Source organism: uncultured Roseibium sp., assembly GCF_947494555.1.
Lineage (GTDB): Bacteria > Pseudomonadota > Alphaproteobacteria > Rhizobiales > Stappiaceae > Roseibium.
The window spans coordinates 535354-557967 of sequence record NZ_CANLVF010000001.1 but is presented as its reverse complement, the minus strand read 5'-3'; the positions used below and the strand labels follow the sequence as shown (position 1 = coordinate 557967).

Here is a 22614-nt window from a genome sequence, read left to right as displayed (position 1 = left end):
ACGTCCAGGGTCACGGCATCAGGTCAGGAACAGCATATAGGTCCCGGAAGGTGCCACGTCTCGAATTCTCGGCCCAGGCGATGGAAATCTCATTTGACACCGGCAATTCCGGCGCCATGCTGTGCGGGGGCCAGTCTTGCATGACGACTCGCTTCGGCCTTTGGGGGGACTTCGTGAAGAAACTGCTGACAACCGCCTTCCTATCAGTTGCACTGGGTGGACCCGCCAGCGCCGAACTCGCTCGAACGACCTATGGCGACTGGTCGATCCGCTGCGACGAAAACAATTACTGCATTGCCGAAACCGAAGGGGAAAGCTCGAACGACGAGGCTTTCCGCCTGAAGATCGAGCGCGGAGCCAAACCCGGCAGCGATGTCTTCGTCACCCTCCGCCCGACGACGGTGCTCGGCGTCGGCATGCGTGCCCGCTTCGAGATCGAAAGCCTGGAAGAAGAGAACTACGGGTACTTCGGCACGGCTTCGAAGATCTACACCGGCAACGAGATGACCTTCGGCGGCGATGCCGACCGGGATCTCATCGAAAAACTGCGTCTTGGCGAGGATGCGCGCATCCAGATCGATTATGGCGGCTCAACCGGCACGCTCACATATTGGGTAAAACTTTCGGGCCTGACCCATGCGCTCTTGAAAATGGACGAAGAGCAGAACCGCATCGGGCGCCTGGATGCAGCCGTTGCCTGGGGCGGTCTGCCGGCCGACGGTACCGTCGCCATCGCCCCGGCCACCACCAAGTCTGCAACTGCACCGAAGGATACATCGACTGCTGAACCAGCGCCGCAGCGTAACACAGCAGCAGCGTCCGCACCTCCGGCGAACGATCTGCCGACGCCCGTCATGCCCTCTCAGGATGCGTCATCCGGGCCAAGGGGGCTGGTCTACACGGTCGACGAATTGCCGGATAGCATTCAGATGATGGGATATCGCACGCTGGATTGCCAATTGGCGGAAACCCTTCCCGCCTACGGCGCTCAGTTCTACGCCGAGGGCGACGTGGAGACCTGGATCGTTCCCTGCACCGTGGCGGACGCCAACGTGCCCTACTACATGGCGGTCCATATCCCGTTCAATCCGTCGCTCGACGAGTGGAAGGAGTTCGAGACGCCCCCGGACTTCAACCAGCCCAACCACGCGCTGGTCAACAACCTATTCTACGATCCGGACACCGGTCAGGTGACGGGAACGACCTACTATTCTCCGAATTTCGACTGCGGTGCATACGAACGCCACGAGGTTATGGCGGAGAGCGGTGATTATGAACTTGTCGAATACCTGGAAAAATCAGACTGCGACGGCGTCTTCGGCCCGCCTGAAGGCTGGCCGCTCAGCTGGACCATCGACGAGATGGGCGGTTGAGCGAGCTCCGGCGGCGAAGATTCGACGCAAGTCTGCGGGTCCGAGCCTGGCGCGACCTGGAACATGGTGAGAGTGAAAGATGGCAACGACCAGATTGCATTTGCTCGGCATTCTTTGGGCCGTCCTGCTGGTCCCTTCGATGAGTGAAGCCGCGGATTTCAGGGTGCCTGCGGAGTGGGAATCCCAGGCGGCGGTATGGATGCAATGGCCCGGGAAATATGAGGCGGCGCTCAGACCCGCCTTTGCCGATATCATTCGTTCCGTTCAAAAACATGAGAGCCTCCACCTCCTGGCAAGCACCTCCAGGGAACAGGAGGCAGCGCAAGCCTTTCTGGCAAAGCGTGGTGTCTCGGACACAAATATCACCTGGCACCAGGTACCGGTCGACAATGCCTGGATGCGTGACAACGGCCCGATTTACCTGACGAATGGCACCACAGTCCTGATCCAGAACTGGGATTTCACCGGCTGGGACGGAACGACCGGAGCTGACTACAGCCGTGACGACAAGGTGCCCGGGCAGGTCGCCGGGTTGCTCGACATGGAGATAGAGGACCGTTCGGGCTATGTCCTGGAAAAGGGCAATCTGGAAGTCAATGGCGCCGGGATCGCCATGCTGAACTGGGACTGTCAGGATCAACGCAATCCCGGCCTGTCAAAAGCCGAACACGAGGATATTCTGAAAAACGCCCTAGGGCTGCACACCATCATCTGGTCCTATGGTCACGATCCAGACGACCTGACGACCGGCCACATCGACGGCGCAGCCCGGTTTGTCAACGCAACAACGGTTGCCATCGCCGATACCGGCGCAGACAGTGAGTTGCGCCTTGCCGAAGATCTCAGGACCGCAGGGTTCAAGGTGGAATGGTATCCAGGTGACGTGAACTGGCTGGTGGGCGATGGCTACGTTGTTGCAATGAGCGAGCTGGACGCAGCGGCCGACCGGGAACTGAGGGAGCATTTGCAGCTCTATTTTCCCGGCCGCAGGATTTATCTGATTGATGCCTGGGCGATCGCCGACAGTGGTGGCGGCATCCACTGCGTCACCAACGACCAGCCTGACGCGTGACAGCAGAGGAGAAAGCACATGCGCCTCATGATGACCTTCAAGATCCCGACCGAAGCCGGAAATAAGGCCGGCTCGCAACACGCTATCGGCGCTGCGATCGAAAAACTGATCGAAGACACGGGAGCATACGATGCCTACTTCTACATGAAAGACGGCATGCGTGCGGGCACGATATTCTTCGAGGAAGCAGACCAGGCCAATCTAACCCGCTACAACGAACCCTTGATGGACAGTCTGGGAGCACAGATCGACATCATGCCCGTCCTCAATCTGGATGATCTCAAGCGCGGTCTCGAAGGCCGCTGATATCAGCGCGCCGCGTCCGGGAACCCCTCATCGGCAGTTTTCCCGATGTATCCAGCGCTCTGCACAACCAGCGCTCGCTGATTTATTAACCATAGGTTTAAACCCGGCCTTCAGCTGGGGACATTTCACTTTTTGGGGTAACAAATCCCGATATATTCTGTTTGTCGATCTGTGTGAGTCGTTGAAACGCCCGAGACAGTTGGGTTAATAAAGAGTTAAGATCGAGCAGATTTCGCCGGAGCGGCACCGGCGAGAAATTCAGGAGACAGGAATGGGCATTTTCTCGAAGTCCCCGCGCCCGGGAGGCGACCAGGAGCAGCGGACCGAGACGCAGACCGAGTCAGACGGCGCGCATGAGGCACCTAACGCGCCGGGGCCAAGCGGAAACGTTGAAAAACTCTCGCCCTTCGCACTCAAAATGCAGGAAAAGATGAACCATCTGGATGGTTTGAAGTCGCGCGTCGGCGGCTTGAACCAGATGTTTGAACAGATGGCTGCCTTCGCGTCCGAAAGCCAGACCAGTATCCGGATGATGTCGGAATATGTCGAGGCCTCGCGTCACTCCGTTGAGACCGAGGTCCGGCTCAAGTCGGAAAATGCGAAGATCTCGACCGATCTGCTGGATGCGGAACACAAGGTCAGGTCGCTGACCACACAGTTGGAAGACGCCCAGGCGGAAGTCCATTCACTGCGCAAGCGGGCAACGGAAACACGCACCGCGCTCGAGACCGCGCGCAATGACATCGTGTCGATCCGCGACAACAACAAGAAAGTGAACGAGGAATACCGCCTCCAGAGTTCCAAGCTCGTGGAAGCCAATTCTCAGATCGCCGAACTCACCGGTAAATTCAACGACCTGTCCGCCAAGCACGAAACGCTTGAACGGCATTCGGAAGGGTTGAAAGAGGACCTTGAAGCGGTCAAGCACCGCGAGAAAGAGCTTCAACAGAATCTGGCCGAAAGCGCCAAGCTTCTGGAAGACGAGATCCGCAAGAACAACCAGACAAGCAGCGAGCTCGAATCGGCCAAGCGCGAACTTATCGAGTTCCGGAACGACAATATCGACCTGAAGTCGCACCTGGATGTCGCCAACCAGGAACTGGTCTACGCCAAGTCCCGACTGGAAGAAGAACAGCGCAAACACGACAACGAGGTCTATGCGCTCAACGCGGAAATCGAGAACCTGTCGTCGCAGCGCCGCATCGGCGCGCAATCGCTTCAGGAAATGGCGCGCGAGAACTCCACACTGAAAGAACGCAGCCGTGACGTCCTGAAGCGCATGCAGGAGATCGAGCATCTTCTAGACAGTGCGCAGAAGAACCACGAGAAGGATCGCAACGAGCTGATGGCGACGACCGCCAAGCTTCGTGAAGTGAACCTGCGGTACAACTCAGCGCTGACCGACCTCAATCATCAGCGCAACCAGAACCAGAAATTCGCCGACAATCTGGAAGACCTCGTCGACGAGAACAAACGGCTGCAGCGTTACAAAATCCAGGTCGACACCGCCAATGATCAGATCGTTCAGCTGAAATCTGTCATCGCCAATTATCAGATGGCTGTTGAAGGCAAAGGACCGGCCGAAGAGCTGGGACTGACAGGAGCCTATGATCCGGCCGCGGAACTTGGGATCACCGAGCCACTCGAAACAGATATTCACGCCTCGGACGCCGATAGCTCCGAAAGTGTCGATGTCGAGATCACGTCGCCGGGTTCAGATGGTCCGGACGACGACGCCCCGGGTGGCGGCGACGACAAGATCGTCAAGCTGCGCGACTGACCACTGGCCAGGAATGCAACACCAAAAAATCCCGGGCACGGCGCGTGCCCGGGATTTTTTTGAAACCTGCAGTCCTGTAATTTCTCCGGTCACATTGAAAACGCGGGCCTTTCACTCCGGCTCGACGGTGAATTGCAGCGGGTAACCCAGCTGGCTCGCCGCATCGATCGCCCGTGTTGCCTTCGTCTCAGCTACGTCCTTGGGATAGACGGATACGACGCATACGCCTTTCTGGTGCGCTGTCATCATCACGACCTCTGCCTGCGCAAGGTCGAGGCGGAATTCCGCTTTCAGGATCAGGACGACAAACTCGCGCGGCGTGAAGTCGTCATTCAGCAGGATGACCTTGTACAGCTTCGGCTTCTGGACTTTGGTCTTTTGCTTCAATTTCGGTTTCAGATCGGAATCGCTCATAACACTTGTCCATACTTGCGCTCTCAATCGCCAGCGAGCGCCATGCATCCCATTGAATTCCAAAAGCTCATAACTTCCGGGCATAAGGCTCGCCACGCGAACACGGCAACGGTTCCCGGTACACCGGGTATACGCACCGATATTGCGGAAGCTGAGCCGGGTATGTCCCGGAATATCAGACCTGTTTGCCCGCTCGGATGCCTTGGCACCTTTGCCTGGTCTGCCGTTCTCGTCATTAGCTTACCATTATAATGCATCGCAATATCAAAGAAAACACGATGGACGTGCAAATAAGCAGAGCCGTCTTTTACCGCGCGCCGGCGCAATCGCGTTCACGGCAACGAAGAAGCAAAATGAGTGCATCTTCAGCGATCCGGCCTCCCGCGCCCTGCGTAGGACAGCATGTGGCAAACGCATGAACCAACCGGAGGGTTGTCCCGTGATTTCGCGTACCAAATCAATTACCTTGAACTGGCCTTCGCTTTCCCTTTTCTGTTTTATCCTTGCTTTTGCGTATCTTGCACCGGTCAGCGCACATGCTGATATCGGTCCTGCCGCAAGCTCGGTGCCTTCGGCCCAGTTGGTCGGCAAGGGTCGCATGACATATCTGGGCTTCAAGGTGTTCGACGCCCAGCTCTACGCACCAAACGGCGTTTACAAGTCTTCAGGACCGTTTGCGCTGAAGCTGACGTATCTGCGAAATTTCAAGGGCAAAGCCATTACCGAGAGTACGGTGAAGGAAATCAAGCGCCAGGGCGGTGTGTCCGCTGCGCAGCTAACCTCCTGGGAAAAACAGATGCTCGCGATCTTTCCTAATGTCTCCCCGGGCCAGTCGATAACAGGTGTTCGAACAGCAAACGGGAACACTGTTTTCTACTACGGCGGCCGCAAAATCGGCACGATCAGCGGGTCCGCCTTCAGTAAGAGGTTCTTCTCGATCTGGCTCGGAAACAACACGCGGAACCCGGGCCTTAGAGCCAAGCTGGTCGGGGCCGGTTCGTGACCGGAGACCAGCATCCGGCACACGTCGTGTCAGAGCGAATTGAACATCAAGGTCCAGGTGGCGATGAGATTACTGCTGGTGAAGCGCCCGGGCACCCTGCAGTACTACAAAGGCTTACACCCTCAAGCCTGGCAGTCTATGGCGCAATGGCGTTTCCGCTCTCGTTCGTCGGTCTGCCAATTTATCTGCACGCACCGGATTTTTATGCGGTAACACTGCAATTGCCTTTGGCAACGCTCGGGACTGTCCTGCTTGCACTCCGTCTCTTTGACGCGATTCAGGATCCGCTGATCGGTGACCTCAGCGACCGGTTTCACCATGCCCGTTCTGCGATCCTGGTTTTCGGGGTCGTATTGCTGGGAGCAGGCTTTTGGATGCTGTTCCATCCGCAAGCGTCTTATCCTGTCTTGTGGTTCGCAGCCTCGGTGCTGATCTGCACGACAGGATTTTCCGTCGTTTCGATCAATTTCCAGACTTTGGGCGGCTTGTGGCGCACGACAACAACTGAACGCACCAGGATCACCGCAAGCCGGGAAGCCATTGGTCTGGTCGGCCTGCTGGTCGCTGCGGTGACACCGCCTGTTCTGACGCAGATTGTCGGTCCGGCGGAGGCGTTTCACTGGCTTGCGCTCATTTATCTGCCCGTACTGTGCATCGCCCTTTGGTTGCTGATACGCTGGATGAAAGACGCTCCGCTGGACGTTCCGGAGAAGACATCCGGCCAGGAAGGGTGGCTATCGCTTCTACGCAACAAGTGGCGTGTGTTGTTCTTCGGGCTAATGTTTCTCAACACGTTCGCAAGCGCGATCCCTGCTGTTCTCGTCCTATTTTTCATTCGCGACCGCCTTGGCGCCGAGGCTTACACCGGGCTGTTTTTGCTCACTTATTTCCTTGCCGGCGCATTGTCGATGCCACTCTGGACCGCCCTTGCCCGAAAATTCGGGAAAATCCGCGCATGGCAATTCTCTCTAGCCGCCGCCATTTTCACGTTCTGCTGGGCAGCTTTGCTTCAGCAGGGCGATCTGGTTGCCTACGGCGTCGTCTGCGCGCTCTCCGGCCTTGCGCTTGGAGCGGACCTTGCGCTGCCGCCGGCCATTCTGGCTGACCATATTGAAGCTGACGACAGGCAGAACGACGCGTCCCGCCTGTTTTCGATCATGGCGTTTCTGTCCAAATCAGCCCTTGCAGTCGCGACCGGCCTTGCGCTGCCGATGTTGGGTCTGTTCGGTTATGCGCCGAACGTTGCCATGACACCGGAGTTGAATTTCGTGCTAAGCGTCACGTATGCGGGCCTTCCGTGCGTCTTCAAGCTCGCCGCACTGGGCGGGTTGCTCATTTTTGAAAAGGACCTGGCAACTCAAAGGGTCACTGCGTGACCTGAAAAGGCGGCAAGACAACTGCCCCGCCAGCCTATGAAAGCCAATTGCGGATCAAATACATGACGGTCAGACCGCCACAATTTACGAATCCCGCCGACAAGGACCCGCTGGCGGCGGCTTTGGAACAGGAAATATTCAGCGAAAAAGCGTCTACCCTTTCCAGACTGACCAAGAGATTGGAAAAGGCTCTCGAACTTTTGAATGAAGCCGAAAACGATCCTGACGCATCTGAAGAGCGCCGCCTTGACAGATTTGCCGAAGCCGGCGAAGCCCTTTGGAATGTGACCATTCAAAGGGAGTTGTGCGGCTTGCGCAGGCATCGGGAATTCAACGATCACCTGGGAGTTCCGAGCGCCGTGAGGCTGAGCATGGGACCGGCAAGCCTTACCAAAAAACGATCCGGCCGCTGAAAATTTTCCCTCCGGATTTCGGAAACGGATCTGTGTGACCGCAATCACTTCTTTGTTGATGGGAATGCCGTAGCGAAAGGAAGCAGTTGCATCTCGGTGACAGCGATGCTTTTTACGGGGGGTTATCAAAGTATGTGTTATTTACTGTCGCATTCAGTGAACTATGTGAATCCGCTTAGGTTGACAGGTGCAAGGGACCTTGCCCGGTACCCGGTTAAACAATAATGCCGAGCGTAGAGCAAAAAATGATGTGCATGAAGACAGGCCCCTTGAGATTTATACCCAAACTAACCGTCAGCTGTTTGGCCTTGGGATTATTGTTCAATCCCCCAGTTCCGACACTCGGTTTCACGCAGTCCGCGCAGGCACAGTCCGTTCGATCCGTTCCTGAGGGCAATCGGTACAAGAACCAGCCGAAGATCCCCTACGCTTCGGCCCGGCGCACTGCATCTTCCAAATCGAGCTATGACGCGAAATTCAACAAGGTGCTTGCCGTCCTGAAACGTGACCGGCGCCTGATGTCGTCCATCAAGCGCGTTTCCAGCAGATACGGCATCGATCCGATCCACATCGTTGGAGCGATTGTCGGCGAACACACCTACAACTACGACACTCTCGACAGCGCTCAGTCATACTATGTCAAGGCGCTGGCCTATGCCGGTATCAATATCGACTTCGAGCTCAATGGCGAGCACGTCGACACCTTCGTGGAGCGCCCTCAATTCGAGAGATGCCGGAAGGACCACATTCAAAAGAGCAGCGACCGGCGCTGGTCGTGTTATGAAAACGTCTGGAACAGCAAGTTCCGCGGCAAACGCGTTGATGGCGTCCGTTATCCGAAAAAGAACTTCAATGAAGCTTTTTTTCAGCCGCTCTACGCAGGGCAGAGCTTCGGTCTCGGTCAGCTCAGCCCCTTGACGGTCCTGAAAATGACGGATCGCGTATCGCGTCAGTCCAACTTCCGGAAGCTGAAAGCGTCCAATTCGGAGGCAGTCTACAAAGCAACGATGGATCCGAACATCTCGCTGCACTACATGGCGGCTATCATTCAGGACTCCATTGCCGCTTACAAGTCGGTAGGCAAGGTCGACATTTCCAAAAACCCCGGATTGACGGCAACGCTCTACAATCTGGGCGATCCCTGGAGCCGCGCGGCAAAATTTCGCCGTACGGGTCGGAGTTGGCCTCGCGAAAACTACTATGGCTGGCTGGTCAACGACCGGATCGACGACTTGCGCACCCTGCTTTGAGCCGTTTCAGTCCCGCAATCGCTTCATAAACGGGACCAGGCGCCTGATCGACCTGCGTCAGGTGAGAAACGGGTTTGTCTGACGTTCTTGGCCAAGCGTGGAGGCCTGGCCGTGCCCGGGCAGGAATGACACATCGTCACCGAGTGGAAGCAGCTTTTCATGGATGGACTTGATCAGTGTCGCATGATCGGCAAGCGGCAGGTCTGTTCTTCCAATGGAACCGGCAAACAGGACATCTCCGGAAATCGCGAACCTCAACTCCTTGTCGAAGAAAACGAGATGACCGGGAGAATGGCCAGGGCAGTGCAACACCTCGAACGTACGGCCGGCGATTTCAACCTGGTCCCCGTCATCCATCCAACGATCCGGGGAGACGGGTTTGGCTGCGGGCACACCGAACTGCGCGGCCTGGTCAGCGACACGTTCTATGAGCGGCTTGTCGGCCTCATGTGGCCCTTCGACTGGAACGTTGAGTACGGCCGCAAGGTCGGCAGCGCCGCCAATGTGGTCGATGTGGCCATGCGTGAGCACGATCTTCTCGACAATCACGTCGTGTTTGCGGATCGCTTCCTGGATATGCTCGACATCTCCGCCCGGATCGATCACCGTTCCGCGCATTGTCTGAGGGTCCCAGATGATGGAACAGTTTTGCTGGAATGGCGTAACTGGGACGACCATGACCTGGATCGGCGGCGTCTCATCGATATTTGAGTTAGAGGTTTCCTGCGACACACCTGTCTCCCTTTCAAACAACCTTGCGTGACACGGCAACAAATGCGGGACAAAGCGGGCCGGTGTCGTCTTTCTGTATCTTAGCGGCTTCACCTTGCCGCGTGCATTTCGTACAAGAAGTATAAGCCTCTGAGAAGACGGCAATCAAAATCGGGTAACCGGACATAATGACGCTAAGACTGCTGACTTTCCTGATAACTGCCGCGACAGCGCTTCTGGCCGCAAACATGAGCATGGCACAACCCGGCCGCGCCGCACCGAATTTTGACGGTTGGACAGTCGATTGCGGCAACACGGGAGCCTGTTTTGCGTCTTCATTCACGCGCAGTCAGTCTGTGTGGGTGGATCTGCGGATCGTTCGGGACTGGCAGGCCGAGGCCCAGCCCTTGATCCGCCTCACAACCAACACGGAACTCCCTCAGGAAGGCACGCTGCGTTTCGACGTCGACGGCAAGACGATCGAAGAACTTCCGATTGAACAGTTGCGCGAAACCCAGGCGTCCGTCACACCGCCCGCCGGCTTTCGTCCTCTGGGTGGCGAGGGCTTCTGGTACCCTGCAGGTGCCGCAGCAATAACGCTTCTGGAAGCGATGCAGAAAGGCAAAGTTCTGACGGTTCACCTGCCGGCAGGAACAGCGACCGACCCGACATCCGTGCCTGTCTCGCTACAGGGTCTCAAAGCCAGCCTATTGTGGCTCGACAACCGTCAGGACCGAACCGGCACCGTCGCTGCCATCGTATCGCCGGGAACCGAACCCGCCAAAGACGCACCGCATGCACTGCCAATTCTGAGCTCTGATCAGCTTCCTCCCGAAGTCGCCGCAATCTGGTCCGCCAACCGTCTTTGCTCCGCGATTGATCCCGCCATTTTCGCCAGTTTGAACGCCGTTCGCGTTCCGCTTGCCGAAAACGACTCCCTCTATATCGTGCCCTGCGGTGCACCGACCGCCTACAACAGCCCTTACGTCTCGATCCTCTCGGGCAAGGACGGTGCGGCCCGGCAGATCCATGTCGCAAGAATGTCCGACAAAGGACCAATTGCATCCGACCTGATTTACAATGCACGATGGGTTCCTGCCGATCAGCAGCTGGTCAGCTACTTCAAGGGTTCCGGCGTCGGAGAATGCGGTCTCTGGAACCGGTGGGTCTGGAACGGAACAGGCCTCGTGCTGCTGGAAGAAGCAACGCGCAAGACGTGCGATGGAACCGAGCCGGACTTGTCCAATTGGTCAAGTACCTGGCCGCTAAAAAATGCGACCGATTGATGGCGTGACCAAGGAATTTCTTGCGATTTCATGCCTCACGCCCTTATGATGGTGCCGCAGCGGCTGGTTAGGGATGTGGCAGGTATGTTTCAACCCGATCCCAGAGTGTTGAACAGGCGTACAGGGTGCGTCTGCCTGAGGAGACTCGGCTGAGAAGACGGGTGAGATTGGCGGATATGTGCCGACGGGGGCACGGAAATTAGGGTGATTGAGTAATGCACGATGGCGATTCGGACCGGCGGTCGCGTGGTCGGCGCGGCGGCAAGCGCGAGTTTGGCGGTCCGCAAGACTTCGGCAGTGATTTTGGCGGAAGCGATTACGGTGGCGATTTTGGCGGTGGCCGGGATGGTGGCTACCGGGGCGGACGCGACAATGATTTTGGTGGCGGCCACGGCCGCGACGACAGAGCCGGCGGTTATGGAGGCGGTGGCCGCGGCGGATATGGCGACCGTGACGGCGGCGGCGGTGGCCGCGACGGCGGATACGGCGGCGGCGGTGGTCGCGACGGCGGATACGGCGGCGGCGGTGGTCGCGACGGCGGATACGGCGGCGGCGGTGGTCGCGGCGGATACGGCGGTGGTGGCCGCGACGGTGGATACGGCGGCGGCGGCGGTGGCCGCGACGGCGGATATGGAGGCGGCGGCGGTGGCCGCGGCGGATATGGCGGCGGCGGCCGCGACGGTGGATATGGAGGCGGCGGCGGTGGCCGCGATGGTGGTTATGGCGGCGGTGGCCGCGGCGGATACGGCGGCAGAGACGGCGGCGAAGGAGACGGTTTTCGTCAGGGTCGTCCGCCACGCCGGGACGGACCGCCGGTCGAACGCGGTCCGCGCCAGAGCGGAACCGTGAAATTCTTCAAGACAGACAAGGGTTTCGGGTTCATCACACCGGAAGAAGGCGATGCCGACGTTTTCGTCCATATCTCGGCTGTTGAACGGTCGGGTCTTACGACACTGGACAGCGGTCAGCGCATCTCGTTCGAAACCGAACCCGATCGCCGGGGCAAAGGACCCAAGGCAGTAAACCTTCAGGTGATCGAGGAAGGCGGCGAAGCCGCGCCCGAAGAGAGCGCTCCGGAAGAAAGCGCTCCAGAAGAGGGTGCTCACGAGGAAGAATAAGAATGCCACTGGCATTCGGCTGATTACCGAAAACACCCGGGCGCAGCTTGTCTGCGCCCGTTCTTTATTGTTCGGTCTTCCCAAGCTTCTCGGGTCCACCTATAAGCCTGACCAACCAGCTTAACAGCCTGCTCTATGCCGAATACAAAAACGCCTCCAAGCATTCGCCCATTCGAACCCGGTGATCTGAGTACCCTCCTGGGTTTGAACAATTCAGCAGTTCCGGCGGTGAACGAGCTGACCGCCGAAGAAATGCTCGATCTCATCCAGAGTGCTCTGATATGCCTTGTCGCCGTCGTCGACGGTGAACCCGCAGGCCTGCTCGTCTGTTTCGCAGACGGTGCCCGTTATGAGAGCCAGAACTATCGCTGGCTCAGCGAACGACATCAGAATTTTGCGTATACGGATCGGATTGTCGTCGACGACCGGCTACGGGGGCAGAAAATAGGCGATGCGCTCTACGCCGCCCTCTTTTCGCATCGAGCAACGCGTGGCCGTTGTTTTCTGTGCGAAGTCAACGAACGTCCTCCCAACCCGGGGTCTTTACGGTTTCATTCCAGGCTCGGGTTTGATGAGATCGGCAGGGCGGAAAACGGTGACAAGTCCGTTGTCTATATGAGGCGTTCGGCAGAAACCGTCGCCGACATTCCTGGATCGTGAGAAACTCAAGATGAACTACCGGCATGCCTATCACGCAGGCAACATAGGCGACGTGCTCAAGCATACCGTCCTTGCCAGGTTGATTGTCTATCTGCAGCGAAAAGACAAGGCCTTCCGGCTTCTCGATACCCATGCCGGCATCGGGCAGTACGATCTCGCCTCTGAAGAAATGCAAAAAACCGGAGAGTGGCGTGACGGAGTTGCCAGGATTCTCGCTGCCGGCATGCCCGAACCCATTTCGGAGCTTCTTGATCCTTGGATCAGCGTGGTCAACGCGATGAACCCTGGCGGCGATCTGCGGGTTTATCCAGGGTCCCCTTCTCTTGCGCGCCATCTGCTGCGCAAAAACGACCGAATGACACTCACTGAGCTGCATCCGGAAGACTTCAAGACACTGTCCGAGCGGTTTTCAGGGGACCACCAGGTCAAGACCATTCATCTGGACGGTTGGCTCGCCATGGGAAGTTTTCTGCCGCCCAAGGAAAAACGCGGCCTGGTGCTGATTGACCCGGCATTCGAAGTCACCGATGAATTCGAACAGATGACGAATGCCGTCGTGAGATCCTGGAAAAAGTGGACCGGTGGAACCTATGCGATGTGGTATCCTTTGAAGGACGCGCGCGCCATCCGCCGCATGCACGACCAGTTCGGCGAAGCCGGGCTGCGTGACGTCTTGTCGATTGAACTGAAAGTCGGCAAGAGCGGTCCTGACACGCGCATGCTGGGGTCGGGCATGACGCTCATCAATCCGCCTTATACGCTTGCAGCCGAAATGCGCGAGATCCTGCCCTGGTTCTGCGATGTTTTGCATCAGGGACCCGGCGCCGGGTGGGACGTGACACAACTGATTGGCGAATAACTGCATTTTCTTGCCACTTTTGAAGCGCCGGGTGCTTGACCTGAATGCATCCCTCCCCCATCGTCTCTTCCACAATCTGCCTCTCGGAGACTTTGCTGTGAACACTGCCCGCTTTGCTCGATTGATCCTCTCTGCGCTTGCCCTTTGCACGTTTTTCACCGTGCCATCTGGAGCGGAGGAGAATCGCGCCTACCTCTCGCTGAGCGGCAAGAACCGTTTGCCGGACTGCACTGCCAATTCGGTGCAAAAAGCTGTGCGCAAATCCGTCGCTCGCGCCTATGCCAACTACTATGACGGCAGAAAGATTGTCGGGATCCAGGAAATCAACGAATTGGCCTTCCGCGTGAACGGGGTCAGCCCTCTTGCCCGGCGGTACTGCACCGGTGAAGCAAGCATGTCCGACGGTTCGCATCAGCACCTTCACTATCTGATTGAGGAAAATGCCGGGTTCGTCGGCATAAGCTGGAATGTGGAGGCCTGCCTGTCACCACTCGACAAGTGGCGCGTCTATGGGTCTCATTGCAGCACAGCACGGCCGCACTGACCGCTATAGGCAGATGACGCTTTCAAGACGCATCTGGCCACTGGCGGCATTCTTCCTGAGTTTTCTGGTTGCTCCGCTCTCTGTGGCGGATCAACCGGGTGAGTTCGATTTCTACGTCCTCTCGTTGTCTTGGTCGCCAACTTACTGCAAACAGGAAGGCGACGGCGCGAACCCGCACCAATGTGATGTGCGTGATCCCTTCAGGTTCGTTGTACACGGGCTGTGGCCGCAATATGAACGCGGCTATCCTGAATCGTGCAGCGGCCCGCGCCGCATAGAAAAACGCATCGCGGTGGATATGGAAGATATCATGCCCAGTCACGGATTGGTTTTCCATCAGTGGCGCAAGCATGGAACCTGCTCGGGATTGTCCCCGGACGACTACTTTGAGCTGACCCGCCAGGCATATGAAAAAATCACGATCCCCGGAGCTTTCTCCAGATTGGACAAGCGTGGCAAAGCATCCCCGCAGACCGTGGAGAAGGCCTTTCGGCTGGCCAATCCCGGCCTGAAGGATGACGCCATGGCGGTTACCTGCTCAAGTGGCGAATTCGACGAAATTCGCATCTGCCTTACCAAGGATCTGCAGTTCCGGGCTTGTCGCAATGTCGACCGATCCGGTTGCAAGGCCAGCAGTCTGGCCATTCCGGCTCCAGCCCGCTGACCCCCGGCGGATAATCTCTACGACCCGGCTACGTCGTCTCTGATTCAGGAGGAATGACCATGATGAAACTTCGCTCGTCTCCGCCCTCGCCCTTCGGGCGCAAAGTCAAGATCGCCATGGCGATGCTCGGCCTCAAGGACAGAATTGAAGTTGTGGACGCCAACACGGCCGACCCGGCCGACAGCCTGCGCGGACAAAATCCGCTCGGGAAGATCCCGGCGCTTGTCCTGGAAAATGGTGACGTCCTCTATGACAGCGCCGTCATTCTCGAATACCTGGATCATCTGGCGGGCGGCAGCAATTTGTTTCCCGAGGGTGAAGCGAAGTTTGCGGTGTTGCGCGACCTGGCGCTCGCTGACGGCATCATGGATGCGGCCCTTTTGCGCGTTTATGAAAAGCGCTTCAAGCAGCCAAATTTCCGGGACCCGGCGTGGGATGCCTATCAGGGTGAAAAGGTAGCCCGAGGTCTCGCTTACTTCGAGCAGCACACGCCAGCTACCCCGGGCTCGGCTGCCGATGTCGACGCCGCCTCGCTGACGCTCGCCTGTACACTCGGATATCTCGACATGCGGTTCGGCGACGGCTGGCGCGAGAATTGCCCGAAGCTGGCGGCGTGGCTGCAGGCGTTCGAAGCTGCGGTCCCGGCCTTTGCCGATACGAAACAACCGGCAGCGCCGGTTCCCGATGACGCGGCTGTTGACCTGAAATAATCAACACACAGCAGAGCTGTTGCCGCGAGATCGTGCCGAGGCGAACCCTTGGGTAGCCGTTTGCCGGCTGAAGCTCATCACGCGTCTGGTGTCTGCGCGGGACCACCTGGTAAGGGCCGGCGCCCGCGCGCCCTCAACAGGCGGCGTCCGCTCAGAACAGACTGACCGAAATCCCGCTGGATCGCCAGCAACGCCGGCACCAGAAGTATGACCAGGAACAGGCCGACCCCCAATCCATACGACAGGGTAATGACGGTCGGTTTCAGGAACTGCGCCTGACGGCTGGTTTCAAACAGCAGCGGGGCCAGGCCGAAAACCGTGGTCGCCGTCGTCAGGATCACCGCACGCAATCGATCGCAGACACCGTTGATGAGAGCCTGCCGGAACGGATGGTTGCGGGCATATTCGTCAATGGTCGTGACCAGAACGATGCTGTCATTGATGATGATCCCCGACATTCCGATAAAGCCGACAACGGAGAACATCGACAGGGGAACGCCGTGAAAATAGTGCCCCCACAGCATCCCGATCGCGCCGAACGGGATGATGATCATGATCATCAGCGGGCGGGTCCAGGATTCAAATATCCAGCATAGCGTGAGGTAAATGCCAGCAAGGCACAGCGCGAATCCGATCATGGCGTCGGAAAGGAAGGACTTTTCTTGTTCCGCCAGTCCGCCCAATTCACTTTCAACGTCAAATTCAGCGGCAAGCTGAGGAAGCAGTTCGTCTTGCAGGAGCGTCATGACGCGGACAGCTGCTTCCGGATTGTCTTCCGATACATCTCCACTGACCTGCAAGGTGCGCAATCCGTCGCTGCGCCTGACGGATGCAAAGCCGTAGCTGCTGTCGACCTGCACAATCTCACTGAGCGAAACATAGGTACCGGCATCGGTTCGAATACGCGTCGTGTAGAGGAACGAAGAATCCGTCTCTTCATCCGGCATGAGCACTTTCACTTTTGCCGTCCGCCGCCCGACCGGAAATTCGGCCACCTCGATGCCCTCAAGACGATTACGCAGGATCCGCGCGATATCATCGGTGGTGAAGCCGAGTGCTTCGCCTTTGGGCGTCAGGGTGAGGCTGAGTTCCGGCTTGTCGTAGGCGAGCGTGTCTTCCAGGGCGCTGACACCTTCGAGCGGCGCAAGCGCCTGCTTCAGGCTTTCGGCGGCTGCCTTGAGGTTTTCCGTCGAAGTCCCATAGAGCCTTACGTCAATCGCATCACCGCCAGGGCCTGATCGCTCTCCCCGCAGAGCCAGTGTCTCCAGGAGCGGTGGCCGGTTGATCTCCTTGCGCCATTCGCCGATGAACTGGAAGGCGGAATAGGGTCTGAGATCCGGATCGATCAATTCGATGGAAATCCCGCCAAGCTGATCGACATCCTTGCTGTCTGCACCGCTGAGGCCCCGACCCGCCGTGCCTCCAACCGTTGACAATGCGAACTGGACGGGCTCCTCGCCGTATTGCTCACCGTAACGCGCATTGACGACGTCGAGGGCGCGTTCCATTTCCGCGATCATCGCCTTTGTGTCATCCCTTTCGGCACCGGGCATCATGGCAATGCTGGCGGAAACGACCGAGCGCTCCGGCGCATTGAAAAAACGCCAGCGGACGCTGCCGTCAACAAACAGTGTCAGCGAAAGCAGCAGGACCATGAAACCGAACCCGACGGCCGGATAGCGAACCGTCAGGAGCCACTGGATGAAGCGCCGGAAGACCGTTTCCCGGAACCAGACAAAGCCTCGATTGAAGACCCTGTTGGGCATATCGTACCAGCGCGGCTTCTTACTGGCCGACAGGGCGTGGTTCATGTGTGCGGGCAGGATCAGGAACGATTCCACGAGACTTGCGATGAGAACGACCGCCACGGTGAACGGAATGTCCGCAATCAGCGTACCGAAGCGCCCTCCGATGGCGATCAGTCCGACGAAGGCGATCAGGGTTGTGATCGACGCGCTGAAAACCGGCGCCGTCATCCGACGCGCCGCAAGGCTTGCCGCTTCGGCTGGAGGGTAACCGCGCCGGTGCAGGAAGTCCGCGTGTTCTCCAACCACTATCGCGTCATCGACGACAATGCCGAGGCAGATGATCAGGGCAAAGACCGACACCATGTTGAGGGTCAACCCGAAGGCATACATGAGACCGATGGTGGCCATCATGGCAACGGGAATTCCCGCGGCGACCCAGAAGGCAGTGCGCGCCGACAAGAACAGGAACAGGAACGCAAGCACCAGACTTAGCCCAAAGAGCCCGTTCTCGATCAGGATATTCATCCGGTCGATAATGTTCTGAGACCGCGTCCGGGTCAGTTGCACGACGACACCGTCGGGCAGCGTCCTCTGAAATTCCGCCGTTATGCGCTCAACGTCTCTTTGAATGGATATCGTGTCGCCCTGAGCGCTGCGGTCGACCCTCAGGACAACGGCAGGCATGCCCTTGTGGTAATAGGCTCTGCCGCTCTCCACGCCTTCGGTGACGATGTCGGCGACGGAACGCAGCTGAAGCTTCTCACCCTGGCTTGGAGCTTTCAGAACGATTTCGCCAAGCTCCTGTTCGGACCGCCGGGTCTGACCTGTCCGAAGCCGGGCGCCGCTTCCGCTGACGTCGCCAGCGGGGGTCGTCTCCATCTCGGCGGAAACAACGTCGGCAACCTCGCTCAGCGTCAGATCGTGGCGCACAAGCATGCTTTCGCCGATATTGATCCGGATGATCGGGTTCGCGAGACCCTGGATCGAGACGCGAGTCACACCATCGCGAAACAGAACGGTTTGCAGGTCTTCTGCAAATCTTGCAAGTTGATCGATATCGACGGGACCATAGATGACGACGTCGGTGACCCGGTCCCGGTAAATGCCCCGGCTGACGACAGGTTCTTCAATTCCGTCCGGCAGGCTCGAGCGCGCCTGGTCAACAGCGGCCTTCACCTCGTCGGTGGCCTGACCCATATCCCAGCCGTCTTCGAATTCGAGATTGATGGACGCCTTGCCCTCGCGCGAAACGGACGTCGCCTCATCGACACCATTGGTCGCCAGCAGTTGAGGCCCGAGAATTTCGACAACGGATCGATCGAGATCATCAGGCCCAGCGCCCGGCCACGAAACGTCAACATCCACTTCTTCGCGGACAAAGTCTGGAAAAAACTGCGTTCGGATCTGCGTACTCGCTGCAATGCCCGCCAGCAGCATCAAGGCAAGGAGGAGGTTGGCAGCCGTCCGATGGCGCACCATGTAGTCGAGGAAAGAGGCAAACTTGGGTCCGCCGGGAGAGCGCATTCTTTCACTCCAGTTGCCAGGTAGCGCGTCGGTTAGCCCTTGCGGCCCTGCCGCTGTTCAAGCCTTTCGATCAGTTCCTTCGGCACCATCGGCTCGTTCAAAAGCGCCAGAAGTCGGGCTTTACGGTTTTCAGGCATATTGGAACTGTTCAGCTGTTCGATAAGTGCCGCGCGCCGCTCGGGCTCAAGGGCAACAAGATCGCTTGCGGGTCCTGCAACCGCGTCAGGAGCACGCGCGGTCTGCGGCGCTGCCTCTTCTTCACCGGCGCCATCGCTCCGGCGCGGCGTGATCTTCAATCCCTTGCCGAGCTGCGGCAGTCGCTCCCTGATGTAGTCAGTGCCGAAGGGAACATCGGCAAGCAAAACATCATTGCCCACACGCCTGAGGACACGTGCCGTGATTTCGTCAATGCGGTCGCCTTCGGCAACGATCAGAAGACGTCCGTTTTCAGTCACCGCGGCTGCGGGGACGACCGCGATCTCGGACAGTTCCGGTTCTTCCACGTCAACCCTGACAAAATCTCCTGGACGCAGAACCGTTCCGGTTTCAATCTCGAGCGTCGCGAATAGCGTTCTTCCGGCCTCCCCCTCGCTCACGATCGCAGCAGCCCGGTCGATGCGGCCCGGAACTTCCACGGAACGTCCACCGAGCTGAAGCGTAACGGCAACGGGTGCCTTTATCAGCTTGCCACTCGCATCCAGCAGTCTTGAAAACTCGGCTGTAGACAGCGCGAACTTCACCTCCAGCGCCGACGGATCGATGAGAAGGGCGAGCGTTTCCGAAGGGCTGACGCGGCGCCCGAGCGTAGCGTCAACTTCGGCCAGATAACCATAAAACGGGGCAGTGAGTGTCGTCTCATCCAGAACGCGTTCGGCATCTTCAAGCGCAAGCTGGGCGCGCTGAACACTGAGATCCATCCGCTCAATGCGTTTGCGCGCGGTGATCACGGATTGCAGCCGGTTGTTTAGGGCCTGTTCGAGTGAAGCGACTGCAAGCTCTTCGCCCTCGACCTGCACCGCTGTGGAGTAGCCCTTGTCTTTCAGTTGCAGTTGACGCTCAAGCGCCTGACGGCGCAGGCTCAACTGGCGTTGAGCCGCCACCAGCTCCTGTTCCGCAACAACGACGGCTTCTTCTGCCTCGGTTTTCTGCGCTTCCGCATCCGCCAGCGCCGCTTCTGCATCGAGATACTGGAACTCAGCATTCGCCGGATCGATCCGAAGGAGAAGCTCGCCTTCGGCAACAGCTGCACCGTCCCGGAATTTGCTTGCAACGTCGACGAGCCGGCCTTCCGAACTTGCCCTGAGCTGCAGGGTTCGCCAGCTTTCAACCTGCCCGTATGCCGTTGTCACCGGCGCAATCGATTGCGGTATCAGCTCGGCAACATTGACTGTATAGCTGCGTTCGCGCGCAGGCCGCTGGCGTGCGGTTTCTTCCACTGACATCGCGCCGTAAAACCTGTAGGCGCCGAAACCGGCGAAACCGATCATGATTGCCATCAATGCCAGACCGACCAGTCCGCGCATCAAAAACCGCATTCACCTCTCCAATCACATTGTCGCGCAACTATGCCAATGCGCCCGCTTTTGACACCGCATGTAGCGCTAACATCATGTTTTACCATGGATGTGCGGCAATTTTCAGAAAAGCTTGTATCCACATGTAACAAAAAACCGGCCCCTCTCGGGACCGGTCTTTTGAAATGCCGCGTGTGAAACGTCAGAACTTGTAGCCGACACCGAAGCGGACAAGTTGATTGCTGAAATCGGACGTCACACCAGTTCCATTCAGATTGAAGTCCTGGTCTCCGAAATCCTGATAGGCATAGTCGAGACGCGCGGTGACATTGTTGGTGACAAGTGCCTCGCCGCCAACGCCGAGCGTCCAGCCGACCGCGGTCTTGCTGTCGGAATCGCCGTTTCCGGAAACCTCAAGGTCTGCCAGAGCAAGACCGCCGGCACCGTAAACCAGATACCGGTCGAAGCTGTAACCGATCCGTGCCCGGATGTTGGAGTTCCAGTCCGATTTGGACGTGATTGTCTGCCCGCCGGCAGACTTGGTGTCTTCCAGGTCGGACAGCGTGAAGTCCGCCTCCGCACCGAGAACAACATTCGGTGTCACCTGAAAGTTATAGCCGGTATAAAGACCGCCTGCGACACCATTGGCGTCCGTGTCGAGATTGGTGCCTCCGGCACGATTGTCAAAGTTGCCGAATGCCCAACCGAGGTTGCCACCGACATAAAGACCGGTCCAGTCGATGCTCTGTTGCTGAGCCGGAACGGCTTCGAAGGCCGGCGCCGGCGACTGGGGCAAATCCGCAGCCAGTACCGGAGCGGCACCTGCTGTTGCGGCAGTCACTGCGAGGCCCGCAAGCATAAGACGTTTCATGAATGATACTCCAGATCCACAATATTCATTCTGAGCTGGCCAAGGTATTTGGTCAGCCGGGACCGACGGTTAAGTCGCGTCCTCACTCCCCCGTTTAGGACATATGGGGAGCGTTTGTGGCGGATCAGGCGTCAGATCTGGGTGTTTTGGTGACGAAACGGGGCAACTTTCTGTCAAGGTGAACCTGCCGTTAAGGGAATCGCATTTTGCAATAACCTTCGAACAAAGATGCTTGTCCCCGGGTAGCACCGTACCAATCTATTGCGTATAAGGCGCCCAACTGATTTGCGTGCTCCCCCCGAACTTCGTGCGTGCAAACCGCAAAAAACCCGAACCGGAACTCATAGATGCTGTTTGACTATATTAGCCTCGCGGGCGGATTGGTTGTGCTGATTATTGCCGGCGATGTCTTGGTCAGGGGCTCTGTTGGGGTTGCGCAGCGGCTTGGAATTCCCAATCTGGTGATCGGGCTCACGATCGTGGCATTCGGCACTTCCGCGCCAGAGCTTGTGATTTCGCTCAAGGCCGCCCTGGAAGATGCAGGCGGGATTGCGATCGGTAATGTCATCGGTTCCAACATTGCCAACGTTCTTCTGGTTCTCGGCCTGCCGGCGCTGATTGCGGCTACGCCCTGCGGGGAAGACGGTGCAACACGCAACGCGGTGTTCATGGTCGCCGTCACCTTTGTATTCATCGGACTTTGCTTCTTCACGCCGATCGGTCTCTACGCCGGACTGGTGCTGCTGGTGCTGCTTGCCATTTTTCTTGGCGCGTCCACGATCACCGCACGCCGCCACCGCAATGCGCAAAAAGCAATTACCGCATCGGCCGCAGGTGCCGCGGTCGCCGACGCGGAAATCGACACCGACGATACACTGGACGATGTCGAGGACGTTCCCGATTCCGTCTGGATCGCGCTTGTCTATATTGCACTCGGCCTGGTCGGGCTCCCGCTTGGCGCGCATTTCACCATTACCGGCGCAACCGATATCGCCTCCCATTGGGGTGTAAGCGAAGCCGTCATCGGCCTCACCGTCATTGCCCTCGGCACCTCACTCCCGGAACTTGCGACGACGGTTATGGCCGCAATCCGCCAGCACGGCGCGGTCGCCATCGGCAACGTCATCGGTTCAAATATCTTCAACCTGCTCGCGATTATCGGAATCACGGCCGTCGTCGTGCCGATTGACGTTCCGCCCGAGGTCCTGAAACTCGACATCTGGGTGATGCTCGCGTGCGCGATCCTTCTGACAATCCTTGCAGCCTGCCGGATCTGCCTCGGCAAGATCTCGGGACTGGCAATGACCGCAGCCTATTGTCTCTATATTTCCACAGTCTACCTGCTCGGGAATGTCAGCTGACGGCTCCTTGAACGCGATGCCACGAAGGCCTTCTTGAGAGCCCCTTCCCCAAACAGG

21 protein-coding genes are annotated in these 22614 nt (G+C 58.2%); 16 read left to right on the top strand and 5 right to left on the bottom strand.

From position 1 onward, the window contains the following. The first annotated feature begins 140 nt into the window (after positions 1 to 140). The 4 genes from Q0915_RS02465 to Q0915_RS02450 all read left to right on the top strand — a co-directional run bounded on the left by Q0915_RS02465 (position 141) and on the right by Q0915_RS02450 (position 4531). Positions 141 to 1373, top strand: a complete 1233-nt coding sequence (locus Q0915_RS02465; protein WP_299472907.1) for a DUF1176 domain-containing protein — start codon at positions 141 to 143, stop codon at positions 1371 to 1373. Between the two features lie 79 nt (positions 1374 to 1452). Then, positions 1453 to 2445, top strand: a complete 993-nt coding sequence (locus tag Q0915_RS02460) for an agmatine/peptidylarginine deiminase (protein WP_299472905.1) — start codon at positions 1453 to 1455, stop codon at positions 2443 to 2445. 18 nt (positions 2446 to 2463) lie between these two features. Continuing rightward, positions 2464 to 2751 carry a hypothetical protein gene (locus Q0915_RS02455; protein WP_299472903.1) on the top strand — a complete coding sequence of 96 codons (288 nt, stop codon included), beginning with the start codon at positions 2464 to 2466 and terminating at the stop codon, positions 2749 to 2751. A gap of 271 nt (positions 2752 to 3022) precedes the next feature. Further along, positions 3023 to 4531: a hypothetical protein gene (locus tag Q0915_RS02450; protein ID WP_299472901.1), complete on the top strand. Its 1509-nt coding sequence runs from the start codon at positions 3023 to 3025 to the stop codon at positions 4529 to 4531. A 111-nt stretch (positions 4532 to 4642) separates the two neighbouring features. Here the strand turns inward: Q0915_RS02450 and clpS are convergent, their stop codons facing one another. Then, the gene (gene clpS, locus Q0915_RS02445) at positions 4643 to 4945 is read right to left on the bottom strand and encodes an ATP-dependent Clp protease adapter ClpS (RefSeq protein WP_299472899.1); all 303 of its coding nucleotides are present in this window, start codon (positions 4943 to 4945) and stop codon (positions 4643 to 4645) included. A 439-nt stretch (positions 4946 to 5384) separates the two neighbouring features. Here clpS and Q0915_RS02440 point away from each other — a divergent pair, with 439 nt between their 5' ends. The 4 genes from Q0915_RS02440 (at position 5385) to Q0915_RS02425 (ending at position 8987) form a co-directional block, all read left to right on the top strand. Further along, the gene (locus tag Q0915_RS02440) at positions 5385 to 5948 is read left to right on the top strand and encodes a chalcone isomerase family protein (protein WP_299472897.1); all 564 of its coding nucleotides are present in this window, start codon (positions 5385 to 5387) and stop codon (positions 5946 to 5948) included. After that, positions 5945 to 7324, top strand: a complete 1380-nt coding sequence (locus Q0915_RS02435) for an MFS transporter (protein ID WP_299472896.1) — start codon at positions 5945 to 5947, stop codon at positions 7322 to 7324. Before Q0915_RS02440 ends, Q0915_RS02435 begins: the two co-directional genes overlap by 4 nt. Before the next feature lie 62 nt (positions 7325 to 7386). After that, the gene (locus Q0915_RS02430; protein ID WP_299472895.1) at positions 7387 to 7737 is read left to right on the top strand and encodes a DUF6665 family protein; all 351 of its coding nucleotides are present in this window, start codon (positions 7387 to 7389) and stop codon (positions 7735 to 7737) included. A 317-nt stretch (positions 7738 to 8054) separates the two neighbouring features. Further along, positions 8055 to 8987, top strand: a complete 933-nt coding sequence (locus Q0915_RS02425) for a DUF1402 family protein (protein WP_299472894.1) — start codon at positions 8055 to 8057, stop codon at positions 8985 to 8987. 57 nt (positions 8988 to 9044) lie between these two features. Here the strand turns inward: Q0915_RS02425 and Q0915_RS02420 are convergent, their stop codons facing one another. Next, entirely contained in the window at positions 9045 to 9665 is a 621-nt protein-coding gene (locus Q0915_RS02420) for an MBL fold metallo-hydrolase (RefSeq protein ID WP_299474659.1), read from the bottom strand. 221 nt (positions 9666 to 9886) lie between these two features. On the opposite strand from Q0915_RS02420, the gene Q0915_RS02415 reads away from it, so the two are divergent. The 7 genes from Q0915_RS02415 to Q0915_RS02385 all read left to right on the top strand — a co-directional run bounded on the left by Q0915_RS02415 (position 9887) and on the right by Q0915_RS02385 (position 15539). Next, complete coding sequence (locus Q0915_RS02415) at positions 9887 to 10984, top strand: DUF1176 domain-containing protein (RefSeq protein WP_299472893.1); 1098 nt, start codon at positions 9887 to 9889, stop codon at positions 10982 to 10984. Between the two features lie 215 nt (positions 10985 to 11199). Continuing rightward, positions 11200 to 12102 (top strand): cold-shock protein, encoded by a 903-nt coding sequence (locus Q0915_RS02410; protein WP_299472892.1) that lies wholly within the window; start codon positions 11200 to 11202, stop codon positions 12100 to 12102. A 135-nt stretch (positions 12103 to 12237) separates the two neighbouring features. Continuing rightward, positions 12238 to 12762, top strand: coding sequence for a GNAT family N-acetyltransferase (locus Q0915_RS02405; protein WP_299472891.1), 525 nt, complete (start codon positions 12238 to 12240; stop codon positions 12760 to 12762). Between the two features lie 10 nt (positions 12763 to 12772). Further along, positions 12773 to 13621, top strand: a complete 849-nt coding sequence (gene rlmJ / locus Q0915_RS02400; RefSeq protein WP_299472889.1) for a 23S rRNA (adenine(2030)-N(6))-methyltransferase RlmJ — start codon at positions 12773 to 12775, stop codon at positions 13619 to 13621. A 31-nt stretch (positions 13622 to 13652) separates the two neighbouring features. Beyond that, complete coding sequence (locus Q0915_RS02395) at positions 13653 to 14165, top strand: cytoplasmic protein (RefSeq protein ID WP_299472888.1); 513 nt, start codon at positions 13653 to 13655, stop codon at positions 14163 to 14165. An 82-nt stretch (positions 14166 to 14247) separates the two neighbouring features. Then, positions 14248 to 14829 (top strand): ribonuclease T, encoded by a 582-nt coding sequence (locus Q0915_RS02390; protein ID WP_299472887.1) that lies wholly within the window; start codon positions 14248 to 14250, stop codon positions 14827 to 14829. A 59-nt stretch (positions 14830 to 14888) separates the two neighbouring features. Then, positions 14889 to 15539 (top strand): glutathione S-transferase N-terminal domain-containing protein, encoded by a 651-nt coding sequence (locus Q0915_RS02385; RefSeq protein ID WP_299472886.1) that lies wholly within the window; start codon positions 14889 to 14891, stop codon positions 15537 to 15539. A gap of 77 nt (positions 15540 to 15616) precedes the next feature. On the opposite strand, the gene Q0915_RS02380 is transcribed toward Q0915_RS02385, so the two are convergent. The 3 genes from Q0915_RS02380 to Q0915_RS02370 all read right to left on the bottom strand — a co-directional run bounded on the left by Q0915_RS02380 (position 15617) and on the right by Q0915_RS02370 (position 21196). Further along, positions 15617 to 18811: an efflux RND transporter permease subunit gene (locus tag Q0915_RS02380; RefSeq protein ID WP_299472885.1), complete on the bottom strand. Its 3195-nt coding sequence runs from the start codon at positions 18809 to 18811 to the stop codon at positions 15617 to 15619. A 32-nt stretch (positions 18812 to 18843) separates the two neighbouring features. Then, positions 18844 to 20346: an HlyD family efflux transporter periplasmic adaptor subunit gene (locus Q0915_RS02375; RefSeq protein WP_299472884.1), complete on the bottom strand. Its 1503-nt coding sequence runs from the start codon at positions 20344 to 20346 to the stop codon at positions 18844 to 18846. Between the two features lie 181 nt (positions 20347 to 20527). Then, complete coding sequence (locus Q0915_RS02370) at positions 20528 to 21196, bottom strand: outer membrane protein (RefSeq protein ID WP_299472882.1); 669 nt, start codon at positions 21194 to 21196, stop codon at positions 20528 to 20530. 347 nt (positions 21197 to 21543) lie between these two features. Here Q0915_RS02370 and Q0915_RS02365 point away from each other — a divergent pair, with 347 nt between their 5' ends. Then, positions 21544 to 22557, top strand: coding sequence for a calcium/sodium antiporter (locus tag Q0915_RS02365; protein WP_299472880.1), 1014 nt, complete (start codon positions 21544 to 21546; stop codon positions 22555 to 22557). Positions 22558 to 22614 lie beyond the last annotated feature (57 nt).